Raw genomic sequence first — 20,310 nt, 5'->3', positions numbered from 1 at the left:
TACTCGGGCCTCTTCACAAGGAGGCGAAATGACTCGAGAGCGTTCCGTGCGCTGCCTGTGCGGCGCGGTGACCGTCACGCTGCAGGGCGAACCCGCGGCAAGGGCGAATTGCCATTGCCAGACGTGCCGCGACTTCTACGGCACATCCATGCTGTCGGCCACCGCGTGGGGCAGCGGGCAACTCGCCGTCACCGGCGCGAATGCGACGTTCCCGCATCCGGCGAAGTCGATGTCGCGCACGTATTGCGCGTCCTGCGGCGAGATCGTGTGCGGCACCAACCGGTTCGGCATGCGTGTCGTACCGAACAGCCTGAACGCCCGCGCGCACGATGGCCAACTGCCCGGCGACCTGCAGCCGACGATGCACCTGTTCTACCGGCACCGCGTGATCGACGTCGTGGATACGCTGCCGAAATTCATCGACGGCTGGGACGGCCCGACGCTGGAAACCGCGAGCTGATCGTCCCCGGGGCGGGATGCCGTCGCGGCGCTCGCACGCGATTCCCGCCCCCTTCGCAGCCGGTCACCGGCCGCAGCAGAATGCATTTCCGCAAGAAATAAAAATACTCGAAGATCAATTTTTGCTTGCATTCGAATTTCAATCCGCAATGATTGAGTCAGGCTTCGTCGAAATCGTAAAAACGCGTGGCAGTGCGAAAAAATGACGCGTCGCTTTCGAACGATCCGGGAGAAAGTGCCGAAAAATCGGCATTGAAATGCGGCTGCCCGGCGGCCGGACGAAAAAGCCTGGCATGGCCGGATGCGCATGATGAACAATGCATTGCGCCATCGGCGCGTGATGCGCGGCCAATCACCAATGTTTCATGTCCTGCGATTTACATTGTCGAGGGACGATCGTCACGGGAGCATTATTCATGTCAATGAAACAAATTCGGGCGGCATTGCTCGGCGCATGGCTCGCGGCGATCGCGTCGGTGGTTCACGCGCAATACTCGACCGACTGGATCGCGAACACGTTCGGCACGATCGCCGCGCACGTCGGCAACGGCGCGCGGTCGATGTGGGTCGCGCCCGAGGGCGTGATCTACACGGCGTCGCGCTGGGACGAGAACGCGGGCGGCGTCGCGCTCTACCAGAACGGCCAGCCGATGGGCACGATCGGCATCCACGACGAATTCCAGGGTGGCGCGATCACCGGCAACGCGACGTCGATCTTCGTCGCGCTCGGCTACAACCGCAACTTCGGCAGCGGCTCGGTGGGCCGCTACAACCGGTCGACGAACACCCGCGACCTGCGCATCCCGGTCAGCACGTGGACGGGCCTGCCGAATCCGGACGTGATCACCGGCCTCGCGACGGCCGGCAACCTGCTGTATGCGAGCGATTTCTACGGCAACCGCGTGCGCGTCTATACGACCGACGGCGTCTGGCAGCGCGACATCGGCGTGACCGGGCCCGGTGCGCTGGCGCTCGATGCGGCGGGCAACCTGTGGGTGGCGCGCATGAGCGCGGGCGTGGTCGTGCAGTACAGCGCGACCGGCACGCTGATGAACACGATCCAGATGGCGGCCGGCGCACGGCCGTCGGCGCTGTATTTCGACGCGTCGACGGGGCAGTTGCTGGTGGGCGACCAGGGCCCGGACATGAACATCAAGCGCTACAGCCTCGCCGGGTTGCCGCAGCAGGTCGGCACGTTCGGCGTGCAGGGCGGTTATCTCGACACGACATCGGGCATCAAGGGGCAGGTCGGCGACAAGCGCTTCACGCGCGTGGTCGGCATCGGCAAGGATTCCGGCGGCAACCTGTACGTGCTCAACAATGCGTGGGGCGGGGGCTGGGATCTCGGGCGCAACGGCAGCACCGACCTGCATGCATACGACCCGACGGGTGCGCTGCAATGGAAGCTGCAGGCGCTGAACTTCGAGGCGATCGCCGCGCCCGACCCGGCGACCGACGGCGCGTTCTTCTACAGCGGCAACAACGTGTATACGGGTTCGGCGGGCGGCACGTTCGTCGCGAACACGGTCGACCCGTTCAGCTATCCGAAGGACCCGCGCCTCGACATGAACGACTACCAGCGCGGCCAGCACTTCGGCCAGCTCGTGACGGTCGGCGGCAACCGGATTCTCGTCGCGTCGGGCCAGAACCCCGGCAACTTCAACTTCTACTACTTCACGCCGGCGACCGGCTATATCGCGAATCCGGCCGGCTCGCTGCCGGGCAAGCCGTTCAACACGACGCTGCAGGTCACGGCCGGTTTCGACATCGACGGCAACGGCGACGTGTGGGCCGGGTTGAACGGCTCCAACGTGATTACCCGCTACCCGATGACGGGCTTCGACGCGACCGGCAAGCCGTCGTGGGGCAAGCCGGTCACGGCGGCCGTGCCGGGCACCGTGGCGCCCGTCACGCGCATCATCTACCAGGCGGACAGCGACACGATGATCCTCGCGCAGGGCCTGGCGGGCAACTGGGACTGGACCGCGATGAACGGGCACATCGAGGTCTATCACGGCTGGAAGAACGGCAACACGAGCGCGCCGAACCCGGTGATCAACCTGACGAGCGCGAACCCGAAATCGATCGCGGCGGCCGGTCACTACCTGTTCGTCGGCTACGTGCACACCGTGCCGAACGTCGACGTGTTCGATCTCAACACGGGCGCCCTCGTCACGACGCTGACCAACTCGAACACGTCGGCGATGGATGTCGGCAACGACGTCGACTCGATGTACGGGATCCGCGCGTACCTGCGCTCGACCGGCGAATACGTGATCACGAAGGACAACTACAACGGCACCAGCATGATCGTGTATCGCTGGCATCCGTGATCACGTCCACGCCACGCGGCCATGCGGCCGCGTCAGCGCGGGCCGGGCGCGCCGAGCACGCGGCCGTTCACCAAAATCGGATGGAAGCTTTTCGAGAGCCCGATGATTGAATGGCGCGTGGGCGCCATTCGAGAACGTCAGAACGATACCGTCGTCGTCAGCGTGACGAGCCGCGGTTCGCCGACCGCGACGATCAGGTTGGTGTTGCTCGACGGATAGTAGGTCTTGTCGAGCAGGTTCTTCACGTTGAGCTGGAAGCGCGTCGGGAACTTGCCGATCGTCGTTTCGTAGGCGGCGAATGCGTCGACGGTCACATAGCCGGGCAGCGTGAAGCTGTTCGCCGTGTCGCCGGAGCGTGCGCCGACGAGGCGCGCGCCGCCGCCGAAGCGCCAGCGCCCGGGCAGATTCGCGATGGCCGTGTCGTACACGGCGAACAGGCTGCCCGTGTGGCGCGCGACGTTGATCAGCGGCTGGTTCGCCTCGCGGTCGTTCGCGTTCGTATAGGCATAGCTGCCGATCACGCTCAGGTGGCGCGTGATCTGCCCGGCGACGTCGAGCTCGATCCCGCGCGAGCGTGCGGTGCCGATCGTCGACGTGATGTCGCCGACCGTGACCGCGACGTTGCGCTTGTCGATCTGATAGACCGCGAGCGTGCCGGTGATCGCGGGCTTCAGGCTGAACTTCAGCCCGGCCTCGAGCACGCGGCCGTATTCCGGCGCGAGCGGCGCGGCGACGTTCGATGCGACGTTCGGCTTGAACGATCGGCTCACGTTCGCGTAGGCGGTCAGCGCCGGCGTGAGCGCGTAGGCGAGCCCGAACTGCGGCAGCCAGACGCTGCCGCGCGAGCGGTCGGCGAACACGAACGGCCGCCCCATCCCCGACTCCTGCTGCCAGTTTTCCCAGCGCAGCCCGCCCACCGCGGTGAGCCGTTCGGTCATCTTCACCGAGTCCTGCAGGACGATCGAATACGCGTGCACCTTCGACAGGTTGTCGCTTTGCGTCTTGCTCGGCGTGCCGCCCGCCGCGAGCAGGCCGTACACGGGGTCGTAGAGATTGAAGCCCGTCGTCGCCTTGCCGCGGATCGTGTCGCCGCGGAAGCTGCGCTGCCGTTCGTATTCGCCGCCGATGTAGATCGCGTGGTTCATCCCGGCAAGCGTCACGTTGCCGAGCAGGCCGAGCGTCGCGATCTGGTCGGAGTCGTTGCGTCCGAGGTTCGCATCGGACGAGCGCGTCATCGCGCCCGTCGTGCTGTTCAGGCCGGTGGCGCGCGTGATGAACTGCTGGTAGCGGTCGCGGCCCCAGCCGTAGGTCGCGCGTACGCGCCATGCATCGGAGAAGCGGTGCTCGATGCGCGTACGCAGCGTTTCCTGGATGCCGCTGCTTTGCGACCATGCCTCCTCGTAGCGGCGATAGCGCAACGCATCGTCGAGCTGGCCGTTCACGAGCACGGTGCCGCGATCGAACGGCATCGTGTAGTCGACGTACTGGTAGCTGACGTCGATCGACGTGTTCGCGTCGTGCCACGACAGCGCGGGTGCGATCAGCGCGTTGCGTTCGCGGCCGAAGCTGCGCCAGTAGCGGCTCGTGTCGTATTCGCCGGTCAGCCGGAACGCGAGCGTGCCGCCCGCGACCTGGCCCGGCTTGCCGAGCGGGCCCGTGAGATCGATCTGCGCGCTGCTGCCGCCGTGGCTCGTGCGCGATGCGGAGATCGAACCGCCGAACGTGTCTTCCGGCTTGCGCGTGACGAGGTTGATCACGCCGCCCGGATCCTGCATCCCGTACAGCAGCGACGCCGGGCCCTTCAGCACCTCGACGCGGTCGATCGTCGCGAGATAGCTGTGCAGCACCGGCGTGCGTACGCCGTCGACGAGCACGGAGCCGTCGTTGTTCGACCCGAAGCCGCGCTTGACGAACGCATCGCGCGTGCCGCCGAGCGTGTTCGTCTGCGTGACGCCGCTGATGTTGCCGAGCACGTCGTCGAGCGAGCGCGCCTGCTGGTCCTGCATCACGCTGCTGCTGACCACCGCGACCGATTGCGGAATCTTCGAAAGCGGCGTGTCCTGCGCGCCCGCGACCGACGTGGTGCGCGGCTGATAGCCGATCGTCGGGTCGGCGACGGCCGACGCGTTGACGCTGATCGTCGGCAGGTCGGGGGTGGAAGGGGAAGTCGAAGTGGCCGGCGCAGCGGGTTCGGCGGCGGCATGCGCGCCGCTCGCGACGCACAACGTGATCAGGGCGGGCAGGCTCGTGCGCAACGGACGGAAGGCGCCGGTGCGCCGGGACGGTCGGCGGACATGCATGAATCGATGATGAGTGGAGTACTAAGGTACTAAGGATCGGGTACAGGAGTGCCGGCGCTTGGGCGACCGGAGGCGGCATCATATTGCTAATGAGAATCATTTGCAATAAAAGATTACACGATCGAAAGCGGGGAGGCTGGCTTGAGTGGTCCCTGCGCGGCGGGTGTTCAGTTGACCGGCTAGGTGTGGTGGACCAGGACGCGCTGAAGCCGAAATTCCCGGGGCGCGAGATCAAGGCGTTCACCGCGTCCGGGAATCTCCGGTTCAGTTGCCTGAACGAAGGCTACATCGACGCGCCGGTGCTGCCGGGGCTGAAGCTCACGCACTGCCGCTTGGCCGAATGACGGGGCGCGCTCACGCGCGCTTGCCGTTCCCTTCCAACCTCCGCCACCTCGTTCCTGAACCGCACGAGCGCCGGCTGTTTACACTCAGTGCAAAGACGTCGGCGATCGGCAAGGTGCTGGTGGTTCAGGGGGTACGTGGCAGAGTATCAACCAAGGCGGGAAGTGCGTGCTTGGCGAGGAGAGGAAATGCGACGAATAAGCAAAACATGGTTGTATATCGTCTTTTTTTCCCCTCTGGCATTCTTTTATGAGCCGGTGAAAAGATACCTTGGTGGTGGATGGCTGTTTTTCGTATGTGCAGTCGGTTACTTGTGCATTTGCTTCTTGCTGGCCAATTTATTGGGAAGGCCTGACAGGAAATGGAAAGAATGGAAAGCGGATCGTCGATGGCGATAAGGGGACGCGGCGGCCTGCGCTGCTGTTGACCTCGGTGGGATCCGTTTGCGCTCGTTGCGGTCAGTTCACGTCGAACGGCCGTTTGGCCGGCCGGCACAACACCCCCGGCGCGCGGACCCCCGCAGCTCAGGCGCGGTGCTTGTCGTTCTCCAGCCGCCGCACGGCTTCCGCCACTTCATTCCTGAACCGCACGAGCGCCGCCTGTTCCGGCGCCGGCGGCTGCACGGCGGCCCACAGCATGTCGACGAGCTGCGTGGCCGTCGTTTCCGTGTCGAGCTTGCGGTGCCCGAGGATCGCATCCCACAGCACGTGCTCGACCGGGCCGAACACCATCGAGCGCAGCAGGCTCAGCGGCAGGTCGGTACGCACCTGCCCGGCCGCCTGGCCGCGCGCGAGCACGTCCATCAGCGGCGCGGTGTAGCGGCGCTGCAGCGCGGTGAGCTCGTCGCTCAGCGCATGCTGCTTCGCGCGGCCTTCCGACAGCACCAGCGCGCACAGGCCCGTGCCGTTCACCAGCATCAGCCGCAAGTGGGTGCGCACGATGAACGCGAATTGCTGCTGCACCGACGCATCCTGCGGCATCCCGTGCCCGAACGCGGCGATGTTCTCGTCGTACCAATCCGCGATGACCCGCGCGCACAGCTCGCGCTTGCCGCGGAAGTAGCTGAACACCGTCGCCTCCGATACGCCCACGCGCTGCGCGATCTCGGCGGCCGTCGCATGCTCGTAACCCTTTTCGGCAAACACTTCCCGGCCGGCGCGCAGGATGTCCTGCACGCGTTGCTGGGATTTGCGCCCGGCGGGCGCGCGCGACGTGTCGGCGCGATCGGCTTTGACGGTGGCGGTCATGGTGTCGGCGGTAGCGGCTGTCATCCCGGCATGATATCTGAGTATCACTCAAAAAACTATTGACGCCGAACCCGGCGAGGCGCGAAACTGTGCAAAATTTACGCTGTATTGGTCAATGAATCGGTGCATTCATTCGATTTGAGCGAAACTCAGAAATCGGTGGGTGCCACACACTTTCTGGAGACGGAGGAGACATGATCAACCTGCCCGGTGTGCAATTCATGCTCGGTGAAGACATCGAGATGCTGCGCGACGCCGTCGCGACGTTCGCGGCGAAGGAAATCACGCCGCGCGCGGCGGAGGTCGACCGCACCGACCAGTTTCCGATGGATCTGTGGAAGAAGTTCGGCGATCTCGGCGTGCTCGGTATGACGGTGGCCGAGGAATACGGCGGCGCGAACATGGGCTACACCGCGCACATGGTCGCGATGGAGGAGATCTCGCGCGCATCGGCGTCGATCGGCCTGTCGTACGGCGCGCACTCGAACCTGTGCGTGAACCAGATCCACCGCAACGGCACCGACGCGCAGAAGCGGAAATACCTGCCGAAGCTCGTGTCGGGCGAACACATCGGCGCGCTCGCGATGAGCGAGCCGAATGCCGGCTCGGACGTCGTCAGCATGAAGCTGCGCGCCGACAAGCGCGGCGATCGCTACGTGCTGAACGGCACGAAGATGTGGATCACCAACGGGCCCGATTGCGACACGCTGGTGGTCTACGCGAAGACCGACCTCGAAGCCGGCCCGCGCGGCATCACCGCGTTCATCGTCGAGAAGGGGATGAAGGGCTTCTCGGTCGCGCAGAAGCTCGACAAGCTCGGCATGCGCGGGTCGCACACGGGCGAGCTGGTGTTCCAGGACGTCGAAGTGCCGGAGGAAAACATCCTCGGCCAGCTCAACGGCGGCGTGAAGGTGCTGATGAGCGGTCTCGACTACGAGCGCGCCGTGCTGTCGGGCGGCCCGACGGGCATCATGGCCGCGTGTCTCGACGCGGTGGTGCCGTACATTCACGACCGCAAGCAGTTCGGCCAGGCGATCGGCGAATTCCAGCTGATCCAGGGCAAGGTCGCCGACATGTACACCACGTTCCAGGCGTGCCGCGCGTATCTGTACGCGGTCGGCCGCCACCTCGATTCGGCCGGCAGCGACCATATCCGCCAGGTGCGCAAGGACTGCGCGGGCGTGATCCTCTATACGGCCGAGAAGGCGACGTGGATGGCCGGCGAGGCGATCCAGATCCTCGGCGGCAACGGCTACATCAACGAATACCCGGTCGGGCGCCTGTGGCGCGATGCGAAGCTGTACGAGATCGGCGCCGGCACGAGCGAGATCCGCCGCATGCTGATCGGCCGCGAGCTGTTCGCGGAAACGCTGTAACGCCCCACGTCACGCGAACGGAGCTCCGTCGATGCCGATCATCGAATCGAAACTGAACCCGCGCTCGGAAGACTTCCGCGCGAACGCCGCCGCGCTCGAGGCGGTCGTCGCCGATCTGCGCGCGAAGATCGAACAGCTCGCGCAGGGCGGCGGCCAGGCCGCGCGCGACAAGCACCTGGCGCGCGGCAAGCTGCTGCCGCGCGACCGCATCGCGCAACTGCTCGATCCGGGTGCGCCGTTCCTCGAGTTCTCGCAGCTCGCGGCGAACGGCATGTACAACGACGACGCGCCGGGCGCGGGCGTCATCACCGGGATCGGCCGGATCGCCGGCCGCGAGTGCGTGATCGTGTGCAACGACGCGACGGTCAAGGGCGGCACCTATTACCCGGTCACGGTGAAGAAGCACGTGCGCGCGCAGGAGATCGCCGCGGAAAACCGGCTGCCGTGCGTCTACCTCGTCGATTCGGGCGGCGCGAACCTGCCGAACCAGGACGACGTGTTTCCCGACCGCGACCACTTCGGCCGCATCTTCTTCAACCAGGCGACGATGTCGGCCGCGGGGATCGCGCAGATCGCCGTCGTGATGGGTTCGTGCACGGCGGGCGGCGCATACGTGCCGGCGATGAGCGACGAGTCGATCATCGTGAAGGAGCAGGGCACGATTTTCCTGGGCGGCCCGCCGCTGGTGAAGGCCGCGACCGGCGAGGAAGTGAGCGCCGAGGATCTCGGCGGCGGCGACGTGCATACGCGCCTGTCGGGCGTGGCCGACCATCTCGCGCAGAACGACGCGCATGCGCTGTCGATCGCGCGCAGCATCGTCGATCATCTCGCGCCGAAGATCGCGTCGCCGGTGGCGCTGCGCGAGCCGAAGCCGCCGCGCTACGACGCGAAGAGCCTGTACGGCGTGATTCCGGTCGATACGCGCAAGCCGTTCGACGTGCGCGAGGTGATCGCCCGCATCGTCGACGATTCGGAGTTCGACGAATTCAAGGCGCGCTACGGTACGACGCTCGTCACGGGTTTCGCGCACATCTGGGGGCACCCGGTCGGGATCGTCGCGAACAACGGCATCCTGTTCTCCGAATCGGCGGTGAAGGGCGCGCATTTCATCGAGCTGTGCTGCCAGCGCAAGATTCCGCTCGTGTTCCTGCAGAACATCACGGGCTTCATGGTCGGCCGCAAGTACGAGAACGAAGGCATCGCGCGGCACGGCGCGAAGATGGTGACGGCCGTGTCGAACGCGAAGGTGCCGAAGTTCACGGTGATCATCGGCGGCTCGTTCGGCGCCGGCAACTACGGGATGTGCGGCCGCGCATTCGGCCCGCGCTTCCTGTGGATGTGGCCGAACGCGCGGATCTCGGTGATGGGCGGCGAGCAGGCCGCCTCGGTGCTCGCGACGGTGCGCCGCGACGGCATCGAGGCGAAGGGCGGTGCGTGGTCGGCCGAGGAGGAGGACGCGTTCAAGCAGCCGATCCGCGACCAGTACGAGCGCCAGGGCCATCCGTATTACGCGAGCGCGCGGCTGTGGGACGACGGCGTGATCGACCCGGCGCAGACGCGCGACGTGCTCGGGCTCGGCCTGGCCGCATCGATGAACGCGCCGATCGAAGATACGCGCTTCGGCGTGTTCCGCATGTAACGGCCGGGAGGGCTGACCGATGCGATACGAAACGATCAAGGTAAGCGAAGCCGGCCGCGTGACGACCGTCACGCTCGCGCGTCCCGACGTGCGCAACGCGTTCAACGAGACGACGATCGCCGAGCTGACCACCGCGTTCGAATGGCTCGACGCGCATGAAGGCGTGCGCGCGATCGTGCTCGCCGCGGAAGGCGCGGCGTTCTGCGCGGGCGCGGACCTGAACTGGATGAAGAAGATGGCCGGTTACTCGGACGACGAGAACCGTGCCGATGCGCGCAAGCTCGCGCGAATGCTCGAGGCGATCCATCGTTGCGGCAAGCCGGTGATCGCCCGCGTGCACGGCGATGCCTATGCGGGCGGGGTGGGCCTGGTGGCCGCGGCCGACATCGCGATTGCGGCCGACGGCGTGAAGTTCTGCCTGTCGGAAGCGCGGCTCGGGCTGATCCCCGCGACGATCGCGCCGTACGTGGTGCGCGCGATGGGCGAGCGCGCGGCGCGCCGCTACTTCACGACGGCCGAGGTGTTCGACAGCACGCGCGCGGCGTCGCTCGGCTTCATTCACGAAGCGGTGCCGGCCGATGCGCTCGACGAAACCGTCGCGAAGCTGGCCGCGACGCTCGTCGCGAACGGCCCCGACGCGGTGCGCGCGTGCAAGCGGCTCGTTGCCGACGTGGCCGGCCGCGCGCTCGACGCGACGCTGATCGAGCAGACCGCCGACTGGATCGCGCGAACCCGGGCCGGCGCGGAAGCGCGCGAAGGGATCGCGTCCTTCCTCGAGAAACGCACGCCTTCTTGGCGTGAATGACGGCGTGCCCCTAACTTTCCGGACGACACCGAAGCCATGTTCGACAAGATTCTGATCGCCAACCGCGGCGAAATCGCGTGCCGCGTCGCCGCGACGTGCAAACGTCTCGGGATCGCGAGCGTCGCCGTCTATTCCGACGCGGACGCGAACGCGAAACACGTGGCCGCGTGCGACGAAGCCGTGCACATCGGCGGCTCGGCCGCCGCGGACAGCTACCTGCGCATCGAACGCATCATCGAAGCCGCGCGCGCGACCGGCGCGCAGGCGATCCACCCCGGCTACGGTTTTCTGTCGGAGAACGAAGATTTTGCGCATGCGTGCGAAGCGGCCGGCATCGTCTTCATCGGGCCGCCGGTCGACGCGATCGCGGCGATGGGCTCGAAGGCCGCCGCGAAGGCGCTGATGCACGCGGCCGCCGTGCCGCTCGTGCCCGGCTATCACGGCGACGACCAGGACGCGGCCAACCTGCATCGCGAAGCCGACGCGATCGGCTACCCGGTGCTGCTGAAGGCGAGCGCGGGCGGCGGCGGCAAGGGGATGCGCGTGGTCGAGCGCTCCGACGATTTCCCGGCGGCGCTCGCGTCGTGCCAGCGCGAAGCCGCGAGCAGCTTCGGCAACGACCGCGTGCTGATCGAGAAGTACCTGACGCGCCCGCGCCACGTCGAGGTGCAGGTATTCGGCGACACGCACGGCAATACCGTATATCTGTTCGACCGCGACTGCTCGGTGCAGCGCCGTCACCAGAAGGTGCTCGAGGAAGCGCCGGCGCCGGGCCTGCCCGACGACGTGCGCCGTGCGATGGGCGAAGCGGCCGTCGCGGCCGCGCGCGCGGTCGGTTATGTCGGCGCGGGCACCGTCGAGTTCATCATGACGGGCGACGCGTTCTACTTCATGGAAATGAACACGCGCCTGCAGGTCGAGCATCCGGTCACCGAGATGGTCACCGGGCTCGATCTCGTCGAATGGCAACTGCGTGTCGCATCCGGCGAGCCGCTGCCGCTGCGGCAGGACGAACTGCGCGTGCAGGGTCACGCACTCGAGGCGCGCCTGTATGCGGAGAACCCGGCGCGCGGCTTCCTGCCGTCCACGGGCACGCTGAAGCACCTGCGGCTGCCGGCAGGCGTCGAGTTCGCGATCGGCGCATCGGTGCGCGTCGACAGCGGCGTGCGAGAAGGCGATGCGATCACGCCGTTCTACGATCCGATGATCGCGAAGCTGATCGTTCACGGTGCGGACCGTGCGGAAGCGCTGAGCCTGATGCTGCGCGCGCTGCGTGCATGCGAAGTGGTCGGCCTGCATACGAATGCCGCGTTCCTGCAGCGGATCGTCGCGTGCGAGCCGTTCGCGACGGCCGATCTCGACACGGGCCTGATCGAGCGCAATCACGATGCGCTGTTCGCGCCGCAAGAGCCGCCGCGCGCGATGCTCGCGCTGGCCTGCGCGGCACTGCTCGCGCGTGAGCGCGATGCGCTCGCGGACCCCGGTTCGCCGTGGGGCGCGCTGCCGGACTGGCGACTGAACGGCGGCTATCGCCGTACGCTCGAATGGCGCGCGATCGATCGCGAGTCGGATCTCACCGTGACCGTCGACGACGACGCGGCCGGCAAGCGGCTCGCGATCGGCGACGCGCCGGCGCAACCGTTCGCGTGGACGCGTGGCGCCACGCCGCTCGATTTCGACGTGACGCTCGGCGGCGTGCGCAGCAGCGGCCGCGTGTATGCGGCCGGCGACACCTTCCACGTGTTCACGCAAGGCGCGGCCGAGACGTTCGAATGGCGCAACCTGCTCGCGCATGCGGGCGACGCGGAGCAGGGCGGCGGCCGCCTGACCGCGCCGATGCCCGGCAAGGTGATCGCGGTGCTGGTCGAGCCGGGCCAGAAGGTCGAAGCGGGCACGCCGCTGATCGTGATGGAAGCGATGAAGATGGAGCACACGATCGGCGCGCCGAGCGCGGGCGTCGTCGCGGAAGTGCTGTACGGCGTCGGCGACCAGGTGTCGGACGGCGCGCAGTTGCTGATGATGGCGGAAGGCTGAGCGTTGCGTCGGGGCCCGTCGCCGGTCGGCGCGGGTCCTGACCATCCCTAACAGTCCGGCGGCCGGAAGTCCGCTAAACTGGCGGTCAGCGCGGCAGCACCCGAACAGGGCGGGGCCGCGCGCGATACTGCGACCCTCCAACTTCCCATCCCGCCGACGATGACATCCCCTGTCCTGAACGGCCTGCGCATCGGTATCACAATCGGACTGCGTGCCCCTGACGAAAGCCTGTGGATCAACGGCATCAAGCAGAACGCGCTGTTTCTCGCGAAGCTGCTGATGGCGTCGCCGCACGGCTACCGCGTGACGCTGGTCAACACCACCGACGTGCCGCTCACCGAGGCATTGCCGTGGGATCGCGGCGTGTACGACACGCGCGCATTCGCCGAGATGAAGGATTCGCTCGACGTGGTGATCGAGCTCGGCGGGCAGATCGACGGCGAGCAGACGGCCTACCTGAAGGCGCGCGGCGCGAAACTCGTCAGTTATTGCTGCGGCGTCGAGTACATCAACGCGATGGAATCGATGCTGTTCGGCCGCCGGCTGTGGGATTCGCTGTTCATCAACCGCGGCTACGACGAGGTGTGGGCGATTCCGCAGATCGCGCCGTCGTCGCTGCCGTTCCTGCAGTCGCTGCGCCGCTGCCCCGGGCGCGTCGTGCCGTTCGTGTGGGACCCGATGTTCCTGAGCGCGCGCGCGCAGTCGCTGCCGGAGCACGGCGAATACCGGCCGAGCGGCACGAGCGCGAAGCGGCTGACGGTGATGGAGCCGAACCACAACGTCGTGAAGTTCTGCGTGTATCCGATGCTGATCATCGACGAAGCGTATCGGCGCGACCCCGATGCGATCTGCTTCACGCACGTGACGAACGCCGATCGCCTCGCGCACGACAGTCCCGAGTTCGTGATGCTGATGAACTACCTGGACATCGTGCGCGCGGGCAAGGCGAGTTTCGTCGGGCGCTTCGATACGCCGCTGTTCCTGGCCGACCTGACCGATATCGTCGTGTCGCACCAATGGTCGAACCCGCTCAACTATTTCTATTTCGACGTGTGCTGGCAGGGCTATCCGCTCGTGCACAACGCGAGCCTCGCGCCCGATCTCGGCTACTACTATCCGGACAACGACGTGCAGCAGGGCGCCGATGCGCTGTTGCGTGCGCTGCATACGCACGATGACGACTGGGAAGCGTACACGCTGCGCCAGCGCGACATCCTGAGCCGCTATACGTCGGCGAATCCCGCGCTCATTGCCGAATACGACGCCCTGCTTGCGCAATTGATCGGCGCGACGGCGGCGTAGCGGCGTCGCGGGAGCAAAAAAAACCGCCGAAGCGGGGGCATCGGCGGCTTGCAAGGCACAAAGATGACGGATCCGGGGGTGGTCCGTCGGAATTGATTTTAATGTTAACTATCTTGTAAGACTGTTAAAGACAGTCAGTTTTAATTGCCGGCGTGCGATGGATTGATAATCCTGAAAATCAGCCTTCATTGAAAATCATAATGAACGAATGGTTGATGTTGCGGGCTCGGATGATCGAGCGGGTTCGCGCCGCGACAGCCACGCTGCGCGCGTGATTTTAATTTGTATTTTCATATGAATAAACCGCGAACCGGCGAGCCGAATAATAAGATGATCCGGCTTTCATTCATGTAATTTCAATATCGTTAACAGTGTTCGAATTTGCTTGAATCTAGAATGGCTTCCGGATATTTCAACGAAGGCCGGATTTTCGATTCGGTCGATTTTCGTTGGCAAGGTGCGGGAGGATTCTTTTTCATTCTCCGGCGTTTATTGTGACGAATGGGCCGGTTCGCGCGGCTCGACGTTTTTCGGAGCGCCGGAATGAACGTGGTCGACGCTTGCCTCGAGGCGCAAATGCAAAAGAATCATGACGACGCCCGCCAGCTGTTCGATCCGACCGCCGCGCATCTCGACCCCGTCGCGGTATGCCGCTTCATCGAGCACCGGCTCGCGTTCGCGCAAGAGCCCGTGTGCCGGGCCGACCTGTCGGGCGGTGTGCTGTACCGGGAATGCCTCGCGCGCCTCGCGCGCCTCGCACGCGGGCCGCGCGACGTGTTGCGGCCCGTTGCGTTCCTGCCGGGGCTCGTATCGATGGGGCTGATGCGGTGGTTCGACCGGCTCGTGGTCGGCCGGACGATCGACAGCCTGCGCGCCGATGCGCAAGCCGTTTACGGCTGCAACGTGTCGGCGTCGAGCGCGACGGAAGACGCGCAGTGGCAGGCGATCTTCGAGTGGCTCCGCGTCGAGCCGGCGGTCGCGCAGCGGCTCGTGCTCGAGATCACGGAAACCACGCCGCTGGACCCGCTATCCGGCCGTGCGTTCGTCCATCGGGTGCGGCAGGCCGGGTGCCGCATCGCGATCGACGATTTCGGCGCGGGCCACAGCGCGCACAACCATTTCGTGGTCGGCCGTCCGGACATCGTGAAGCTGGACCGGTCGATGCTGGCGATGATCCGGGACAACGCGGTCGGCCGGTATCAGGTGCGCCGGCTGGTGGCGCTGACGCACGAGAGCGCGGGGCACGTCGTCGTCGAAGGCGTGGAGAGCGAGATCGACCGGCAGATGTCGATCGACGCCGGCGTCCGGTGGGCGCAGGGCGATCACTTTTCCCGGCGTTCGGATGCAGCGTGATGCGATCCGTTCGACGTCGTGCAGTCGGGTGGGCTGACGCAGTCTTGAGAGGTGGGGCGGCCGTGGACGCACACAGCAGGATGGCGATACATCGCGAGCCGGCGGCGATCCGGGAGGTGGCGGCCATTCTCGTCCGCCTGAGCACCGGGCCGGCCGGCAGGCAGGTCGACATGATCTGCTATTTCGACGGCCTGGAGGCGGTCGCGCGCCGCATCGCGGCGGCGCGCCTGCCGGATGCGGCCAGCCGCGAACTGGCGGCCCGCTATTACTGCGCGGGGATTCTGACGAGCGTGTACGGGTGTGAATCGGCGATTGCGCACGGCATCGCCGGCAGCCTCGAGCAACAGGTGAACGGCCGCGCATCGCGGCGCATCTTCGCGGTGCTGATGCGCGCCGGGCGCAAGCAGGGGCAGGCGTTCATGAAAGCGTGCGGGCATCTCGTTCGCGGGTAGCGCTTCCCGCGTTCCCGCATCAGTCGATCGCGCGGTCGCGGAACAGTTGCAGGATCTGCTCCGAATGCGCGCGGACGTTGTGCTCTGCCAGCGCGTCGACGCCGGCCAGGTATTGCCGGGCCGCCCGTGCGTATTCGTCGAGCCGTGCGTCGTGCGTCTGCGCGGCGGTCGCGATCGCTCGTGCCGCATCGAAGATCTCGAAATCCGGATAGTAATAGCCGACGTCGCGCAGGAACGGCGAGTTGTGCACGAGCGGGTAGTTGCCGTACAGCGCGTCGTACAGCAGGTAGTTGAGGCCGTTTTCCCAGTGGTGGGACACGACGATGTCGGTGTGATGCGCGGCCCATGCGACGAACGGCGCGCGCACGTCGGCGGTTGCCTTGCCGTCGCGCACCATCTCGAGCCCGAGCGCGAGATGCTTGAAGGCGACGTTTTCCTTCTTGTCGAACGTGTTGGTCATGTACACGTGCTCGACGAGCTCCGGATGCTCGACGTAGCACGCGTTTGCGGCGAGCATCGGCACGATCGAGCTTTTCACGACGTTCAGGTTCGGCTCGAAGAACGCGATGCGCTTGGCCGGGCCGTGGTTCCGGTAGCCGAAGCGCGCCTTCAGTTCAGGATCGGCGTCGAGGCTGCGCTCGATGAAATACGGCGACCAGATGTGCGGCAGCTCGATCACCGGTGCGCGGTACACGGCCTGGAAATACGCGGCGCACGTGTGCATGTGCTGCGGGTTGGTCCAGATCTCGTCGAACTGCACGCGGTGCGGGTTCGGCCGCCACGGGTTCTTCTCGAAGTTGATCGTCTCGACCGCGATCACGTAGTCGTTGCCGAAGCGGTACGACACGCACTTGCCGCCGCGCCGGCGCACGGCATCCGTGTGGGTCTGATCGATGAACGCGTTCATCTCGATCAGCAGGTCGGTCTGGTGGACGACGGCCGACAGCGGCCGCAGCGCGTCGCGGAATTCGCTCATCATCAGCGCTTCCGGATAGGCGGCGATGCCGTCGTCGTGCGCGAGCCAGACCTCACCGATCAGCGGCGACTGCTTCAGCAGCATGTACAGGTACACGCAGTGCTGGTTCGCGCCGTTGTACCAGATCGACTGCGTCGCGTCGCGCTGCACGTTCATCGTTATCGCAACGTTGATCTTCATGTCGGCTCTCCGTCCGCGGTGCGTCACGCGTCGCGATAGAGGGTGGCGATCGCGTCCGTATAGGCGGCGACGTTCTCGGGGTTGTAGATGCTGACGGAGCTGAGCACGTGCCTCGACTGCTCGCGGTACGCTTCCAGGTTCGCGTCGTGCTCGGCGAACGCCTTCAACAGTGCGCGGCCGCCGGCCTGGCAGTCGAAGTCCGGATAGAAATACCCGGCCTTGCCGAGGAACGGCGAGTTGTGGATCAGCGGATAGTCGCCGTACAGCAGCTCGTAGTACAGGTAGTTCTGCGCGTTTTCCCACGTGTGCGACACCACAGCGTCGCCGTATGCGGCCATGAACTCGTACACCGCGTAGCGGCTCTCGAACGTCGTGATCCCGTGGTTCACGATGTCGAGGCTTTTCGCGAAATGGACGAACGTCGCATGTTCCTTCAGGTGCAGCGTGTTGCATACGCGCACGAACTCGAGGAAATCCGGTTTCGCGCGATACGCTTCCTCGGCCACGAGCATCGGGATGACGCTCGTCTTCACCATGCAGATGTTCGGCTCGAACATCGTCACGCGCCAGCGCGGCTTGCCGGGCTCATAGCCGAACGACAGCCCGGCACCGAGCGTCGCGCGCGCCTTGTCGAACAGCATCGGGTGCCAGATGTGCGGAACGATCGTGACGGGCGCGCGCAGGCCCGTCTGGTAATAGTGCAGGCACGAGCGCTCGAATTCGGGAATCGTCCACACGGCGTCGTACGGCGCGCCCGAGAACAGGAAGCCCGACGGCTTGTTGAACATCGCGCGTTCGATGTCGATCACGTAGTCGTTGCCGACCCGCATCGTGACGACCTTGCCGCCGCGCTCGCGGAACGTGCGCAGGTAATCCGCGCCGAACTGCGCGCTCATTTCGATCAGCACGTCGCAGCGCTGCAGTGCTTCGTCCATCGACAGGAGCGGCACGTCCCATTCGCCGAGCATCATCTGAGGATCGGCGACCTGTTCGCCGCCGTTCACCATCACGGCTTCCGCGACGAGCGGCGACTGGCGCAGCAGCAGGATCAGCAGCAGGCAGTTCTGGAAGATGCCGTTTTCCCACAGCGACTGGCCGGCGCCACGCACGAACAGCGACACGCCGACGACGAGACGCTTGCCCTCGCCGGGCGCTTGACGGGCATTGGAGTCCGACATGCGTATTCTCCGGTTCAGGCGACCAGACGCGAGACGAACGCGTCGAGGTTCGCGGGGTTGTCGATCGAGACCGACTGCAGCAGCCGGCCGGCCTTCGCGCGATAGTCGTCGAGGCGTTCGTCGTGATGCAGCCACGCGTCGAGCAGCGCACGGCCACCCGCGGCGGAATCGAAGTCCGGGTAGTAATAGCCGGCGTCGCCGATCAGCGTCGAGTTGTGGATCAGCGGATAGCCGCCGTACAGCACGTCGTAATACAGATAGTTCTGCCCGTTTTCCCAGTGGTGCGACACGACCGCATCCGCGTGGCGTGCCATGAAGCCCGGCAGGTCGAGGCGCGGCTCGAAGGTCGCCTTGTGCTGGCGCACGAGATCGAGGCTGTTCGCGAAGTGCACGAAGGTCGGATGCTCCTTCATGTGCATCGCGTTGACGACGAACATGTGCTGAACCGCTTCCGGGCGCGCGCGATAGAGTTCCTCGCACGCGAGCATCGGATAGTGGCAGGACTTGGCGACGGAGATGTTCGGCTCGAGCGTCGCGAGCCGCCAGGCCGAGCGGCCGGGCCGATAGCCGAACGTCGCGCCTTCCGCGGCGAGCGCGGCGATGCGCCGATCGAGGAAGTACGGCGACCAGATGTGCGGGATCGTGTAGACCGGCGCGCGCGTGAGCGTGCGCAGCAGCGGCACGTCGATCGTCTGCGATTTCGCGAGCACCCACACTTCGTCGAACGGCGCGCCGTTGAAGATGTGCCCCGACGGCTTGCCGAAGATCGGGGTTTCGGCGAGGCCGCTGTAGGTATGGCCGACGAAGCACGCGATGCGCTTCTTGCCGAGCGCCTTCATGTGTCGAAGCCACTCCACCGGCAGCTGCGCGCCCATTTCGATCACGACGTCGAGTTCGTGCGTGACGTCGGAGGGCTTCACGAGCGGGATGTCGAGGCCGTCGAGTTCGAGGCCGGCCGGCAGCGCGTTGGCGTCGCCGCCGTTCAGGAAGTAGACCGGGCCGACGCGATCCGAGCGCTTGAGCATCATCGCGAGGAACGCGATGTTCTGGTGGATGCCGTTTTCCCAGATCGCCTGGCCGTCGCGCGCAAACAGCGAGATGCCGACGGCCGGCCGTTGCTTGCGGGTGCCGCCCGAGGCGGCTTCATTGATGTCCGTCACCAGCAAAATCCCTGTGCGGCGGCGCCGGTCCGGCGGCGTCGAACGCCGACGCGCGGACCCGGCAGGCCGTTGGTTGTCACGTGTGCGCCTGCGGCGGCGCGGCCCGCGGAAACGGGCCGGGCGGCGCGGATGGCGACATCGGCGGCCAAAGCCGGTTCGACGCGTCGCCGCGCGCTGCCGGGCCGGCCGCCAGCGGCGATTGTGGCACGGAAACCGCCGGTTTGTGGAGTCGGGGCGGCCCCGACGAAGGTCGATGCGTGACCGGCTACTGCCAATCGGTATGACGGCCGACATGACGGCCGGAAATATCCGCGCGGCATGCCGCGATCGGGCGAGGTTCCGTCGTGCGTATTCCAAAGCATCGCCGAAACGTCGGCACGGGTGGCGCGCGACGCAGCGGGTTCAGCGTTCCAGCGAGATTTCGACGCGCCGGTTGCTCGCGCGTCCTTCCGCCGTGGCGTTGGAGGCGACCGGATCGGCGCTGCCGCGCCCCGTCACGGCCACGGTGCGGGCGTTCAGGCCATGCGACTTCAGATAGCCGGCGACGGCTTGCGCGCGCCGCTGCGACAGCGCGAGATTGGACGCGTCGCCGCCGACCGAATCCGTGTAGCCCGTGACCGACACACGCGTAAACGCCGTGTTGCCCTGTCTGGCCAGCAGCGCGTCGAGCGACGCACGGGCGGTCGGCGTGAGCGTCGCCAGCCCGGTGGCGAACAGCGCGTCGCCCGCGAGATTCACGTGTTCGACGGGGGCGGGCGCCGCTGCCGCGGGCGACGATGCCGGCGCCGGCGCAGCGGCTTCCGGCGCGCCGCACTGGAACACCAGCGTGGCCGGGTCGGCATGATCGCGCAGCGCTTTCGCGGTATCGACCGTGCGCACCGGCTGGTCGCCGCAGAGGTGTTGCGCGGCCTTCATGCAGGTATTCGGGCCGGAGAAGATCCCGTGGCAGTCCACCTGGAAGGTACGCACGCCGTCGCGCGGCTGCAGTTCGGAGGCGCTGAAGGTCGGGCCGGATGCGGTCGAGCACGCGGCGAGGGTTATCGCGGAGAGCGCGAGCGCGAAAGTGAGTGTGTTCACGGTGATGTCCTGAATACGATCGTTGATGGAAGCCTGCTGCGTCGATCGGGCGGCGGGCCAGGCCGGGCGCTGACCACTGCGCCCGGCCCGCGCGGCG

General features: G+C 66.3%; 17 protein-coding genes. 10 read left to right on the top strand and 7 right to left on the bottom strand.

Annotation, left to right across the window (positions count from 1 at the left end):
* Positions 1–28: 28 nt before the first annotated feature.
* Complete coding sequence (locus tag WT26_RS32975; protein WP_069274893.1) at positions 29–460, top strand: GFA family protein; 432 nt, start codon at positions 29–31, stop codon at positions 458–460.
* Between the two features lie 157 nt (positions 461–617).
* On the opposite strand, the gene WT26_RS37860 is transcribed toward WT26_RS32975, so the two are convergent.
* Positions 618–818 carry a hypothetical protein gene (locus WT26_RS37860; RefSeq protein ID WP_155123280.1) on the bottom strand — a complete coding sequence of 67 codons (201 nt, stop codon included), beginning with the start codon at positions 816–818 and terminating at the stop codon, positions 618–620.
* Between the two features lie 57 nt (positions 819–875).
* Here WT26_RS37860 and WT26_RS32970 point away from each other — a divergent pair, with 57 nt between their 5' ends.
* Positions 876–2,792, top strand: coding sequence for an SMP-30/gluconolactonase/LRE family protein (locus WT26_RS32970; protein WP_069274892.1), 1,917 nt, complete (start codon positions 876–878; stop codon positions 2,790–2,792).
* Positions 2,793–2,929: 137 nt separating this feature from the next.
* Here WT26_RS32970 and WT26_RS32965 read toward each other — a convergent pair whose 3' ends face one another.
* Positions 2,930–5,092, bottom strand: coding sequence for a TonB-dependent siderophore receptor (locus tag WT26_RS32965; RefSeq protein ID WP_069274891.1), 2,163 nt, complete (start codon positions 5,090–5,092; stop codon positions 2,930–2,932).
* Between the two features lie 188 nt (positions 5,093–5,280).
* Here WT26_RS32965 and WT26_RS38215 point away from each other — a divergent pair, with 188 nt between their 5' ends.
* Positions 5,281–5,436, top strand: coding sequence for a hypothetical protein (locus tag WT26_RS38215; RefSeq protein ID WP_196222221.1), 156 nt, complete (start codon positions 5,281–5,283; stop codon positions 5,434–5,436).
* 522 nt (positions 5,437–5,958) lie between these two features.
* Here WT26_RS38215 and WT26_RS32960 read toward each other — a convergent pair.
* Positions 5,959–6,705, bottom strand: a complete 747-nt coding sequence (locus WT26_RS32960; protein WP_069274890.1) for a TetR/AcrR family transcriptional regulator — start codon at positions 6,703–6,705, stop codon at positions 5,959–5,961.
* 170 nt (positions 6,706–6,875) lie between these two features.
* Here WT26_RS32960 and WT26_RS32955 point away from each other — a divergent pair, with 170 nt between their 5' ends.
* The 7 genes from WT26_RS32955 (at position 6,876) to WT26_RS32925 (ending at position 15,642) form a co-directional block, all read left to right on the top strand.
* Entirely contained in the window at positions 6,876–8,057 is a 1,182-nt protein-coding gene (locus tag WT26_RS32955) for an isovaleryl-CoA dehydrogenase (protein ID WP_059525012.1), read from the top strand.
* Positions 8,058–8,088: 31 nt separating this feature from the next.
* Positions 8,089–9,696 (top strand): carboxyl transferase domain-containing protein, encoded by a 1,608-nt coding sequence (locus tag WT26_RS32950; RefSeq protein WP_059525014.1) that lies wholly within the window; start codon positions 8,089–8,091, stop codon positions 9,694–9,696.
* Positions 9,697–9,715: 19 nt separating this feature from the next.
* On the top strand, positions 9,716–10,501 hold the full coding sequence (locus WT26_RS32945) for an enoyl-CoA hydratase/isomerase family protein (RefSeq protein WP_059525016.1): 786 nt from the start codon (positions 9,716–9,718) through the stop codon (positions 10,499–10,501).
* Positions 10,502–10,537: 36 nt separating this feature from the next.
* Positions 10,538–12,535 (top strand): acetyl-CoA carboxylase biotin carboxylase subunit, encoded by a 1,998-nt coding sequence (locus WT26_RS32940; RefSeq protein WP_069274889.1) that lies wholly within the window; start codon positions 10,538–10,540, stop codon positions 12,533–12,535.
* Between the two features lie 159 nt (positions 12,536–12,694).
* Positions 12,695–13,837, top strand: coding sequence for a DUF2827 domain-containing protein (locus WT26_RS32935; protein ID WP_069274888.1), 1,143 nt, complete (start codon positions 12,695–12,697; stop codon positions 13,835–13,837).
* A gap of 576 nt (positions 13,838–14,413) precedes the next feature.
* Positions 14,414–15,190: an EAL domain-containing protein gene (locus WT26_RS32930; RefSeq protein ID WP_420480945.1), complete on the top strand. Its 777-nt coding sequence runs from the start codon at positions 14,414–14,416 to the stop codon at positions 15,188–15,190.
* An 80-nt stretch (positions 15,191–15,270) separates the two neighbouring features.
* The gene (locus tag WT26_RS32925) at positions 15,271–15,642 is read left to right on the top strand and encodes a hypothetical protein (RefSeq protein ID WP_060317054.1); all 372 of its coding nucleotides are present in this window, start codon (positions 15,271–15,273) and stop codon (positions 15,640–15,642) included.
* Positions 15,643–15,661: 19 nt separating this feature from the next.
* Here the strand turns inward: WT26_RS32925 and WT26_RS32920 are convergent, their stop codons facing one another.
* From WT26_RS32920 to WT26_RS32905, 4 genes are all read right to left on the bottom strand, one after another.
* Entirely contained in the window at positions 15,662–16,798 is a 1,137-nt protein-coding gene (locus tag WT26_RS32920) for a DUF2827 family protein (RefSeq protein ID WP_069274887.1), read from the bottom strand.
* Positions 16,799–16,821: 23 nt separating this feature from the next.
* Entirely contained in the window at positions 16,822–17,976 is a 1,155-nt protein-coding gene (locus tag WT26_RS32915) for a DUF2827 domain-containing protein (protein WP_059525036.1), read from the bottom strand.
* Positions 17,977–17,990: 14 nt separating this feature from the next.
* The gene (locus tag WT26_RS32910; RefSeq protein ID WP_069275224.1) at positions 17,991–19,136 is read right to left on the bottom strand and encodes a DUF2827 domain-containing protein; all 1,146 of its coding nucleotides are present in this window, start codon (positions 19,134–19,136) and stop codon (positions 17,991–17,993) included.
* A gap of 402 nt (positions 19,137–19,538) precedes the next feature.
* Positions 19,539–20,213: an OmpA family protein gene (locus WT26_RS32905; RefSeq protein ID WP_069274886.1), complete on the bottom strand. Its 675-nt coding sequence runs from the start codon at positions 20,211–20,213 to the stop codon at positions 19,539–19,541.
* Between the last annotated feature and the right edge of the window lie 97 nt (positions 20,214–20,310).

The organism is Burkholderia cepacia (assembly GCF_001718835.1).
Classification (GTDB): domain Bacteria; phylum Pseudomonadota; class Gammaproteobacteria; order Burkholderiales; family Burkholderiaceae; genus Burkholderia; species Burkholderia cepacia_F.
This window is presented reverse-complemented; position numbering and strand designations above follow the sequence as displayed.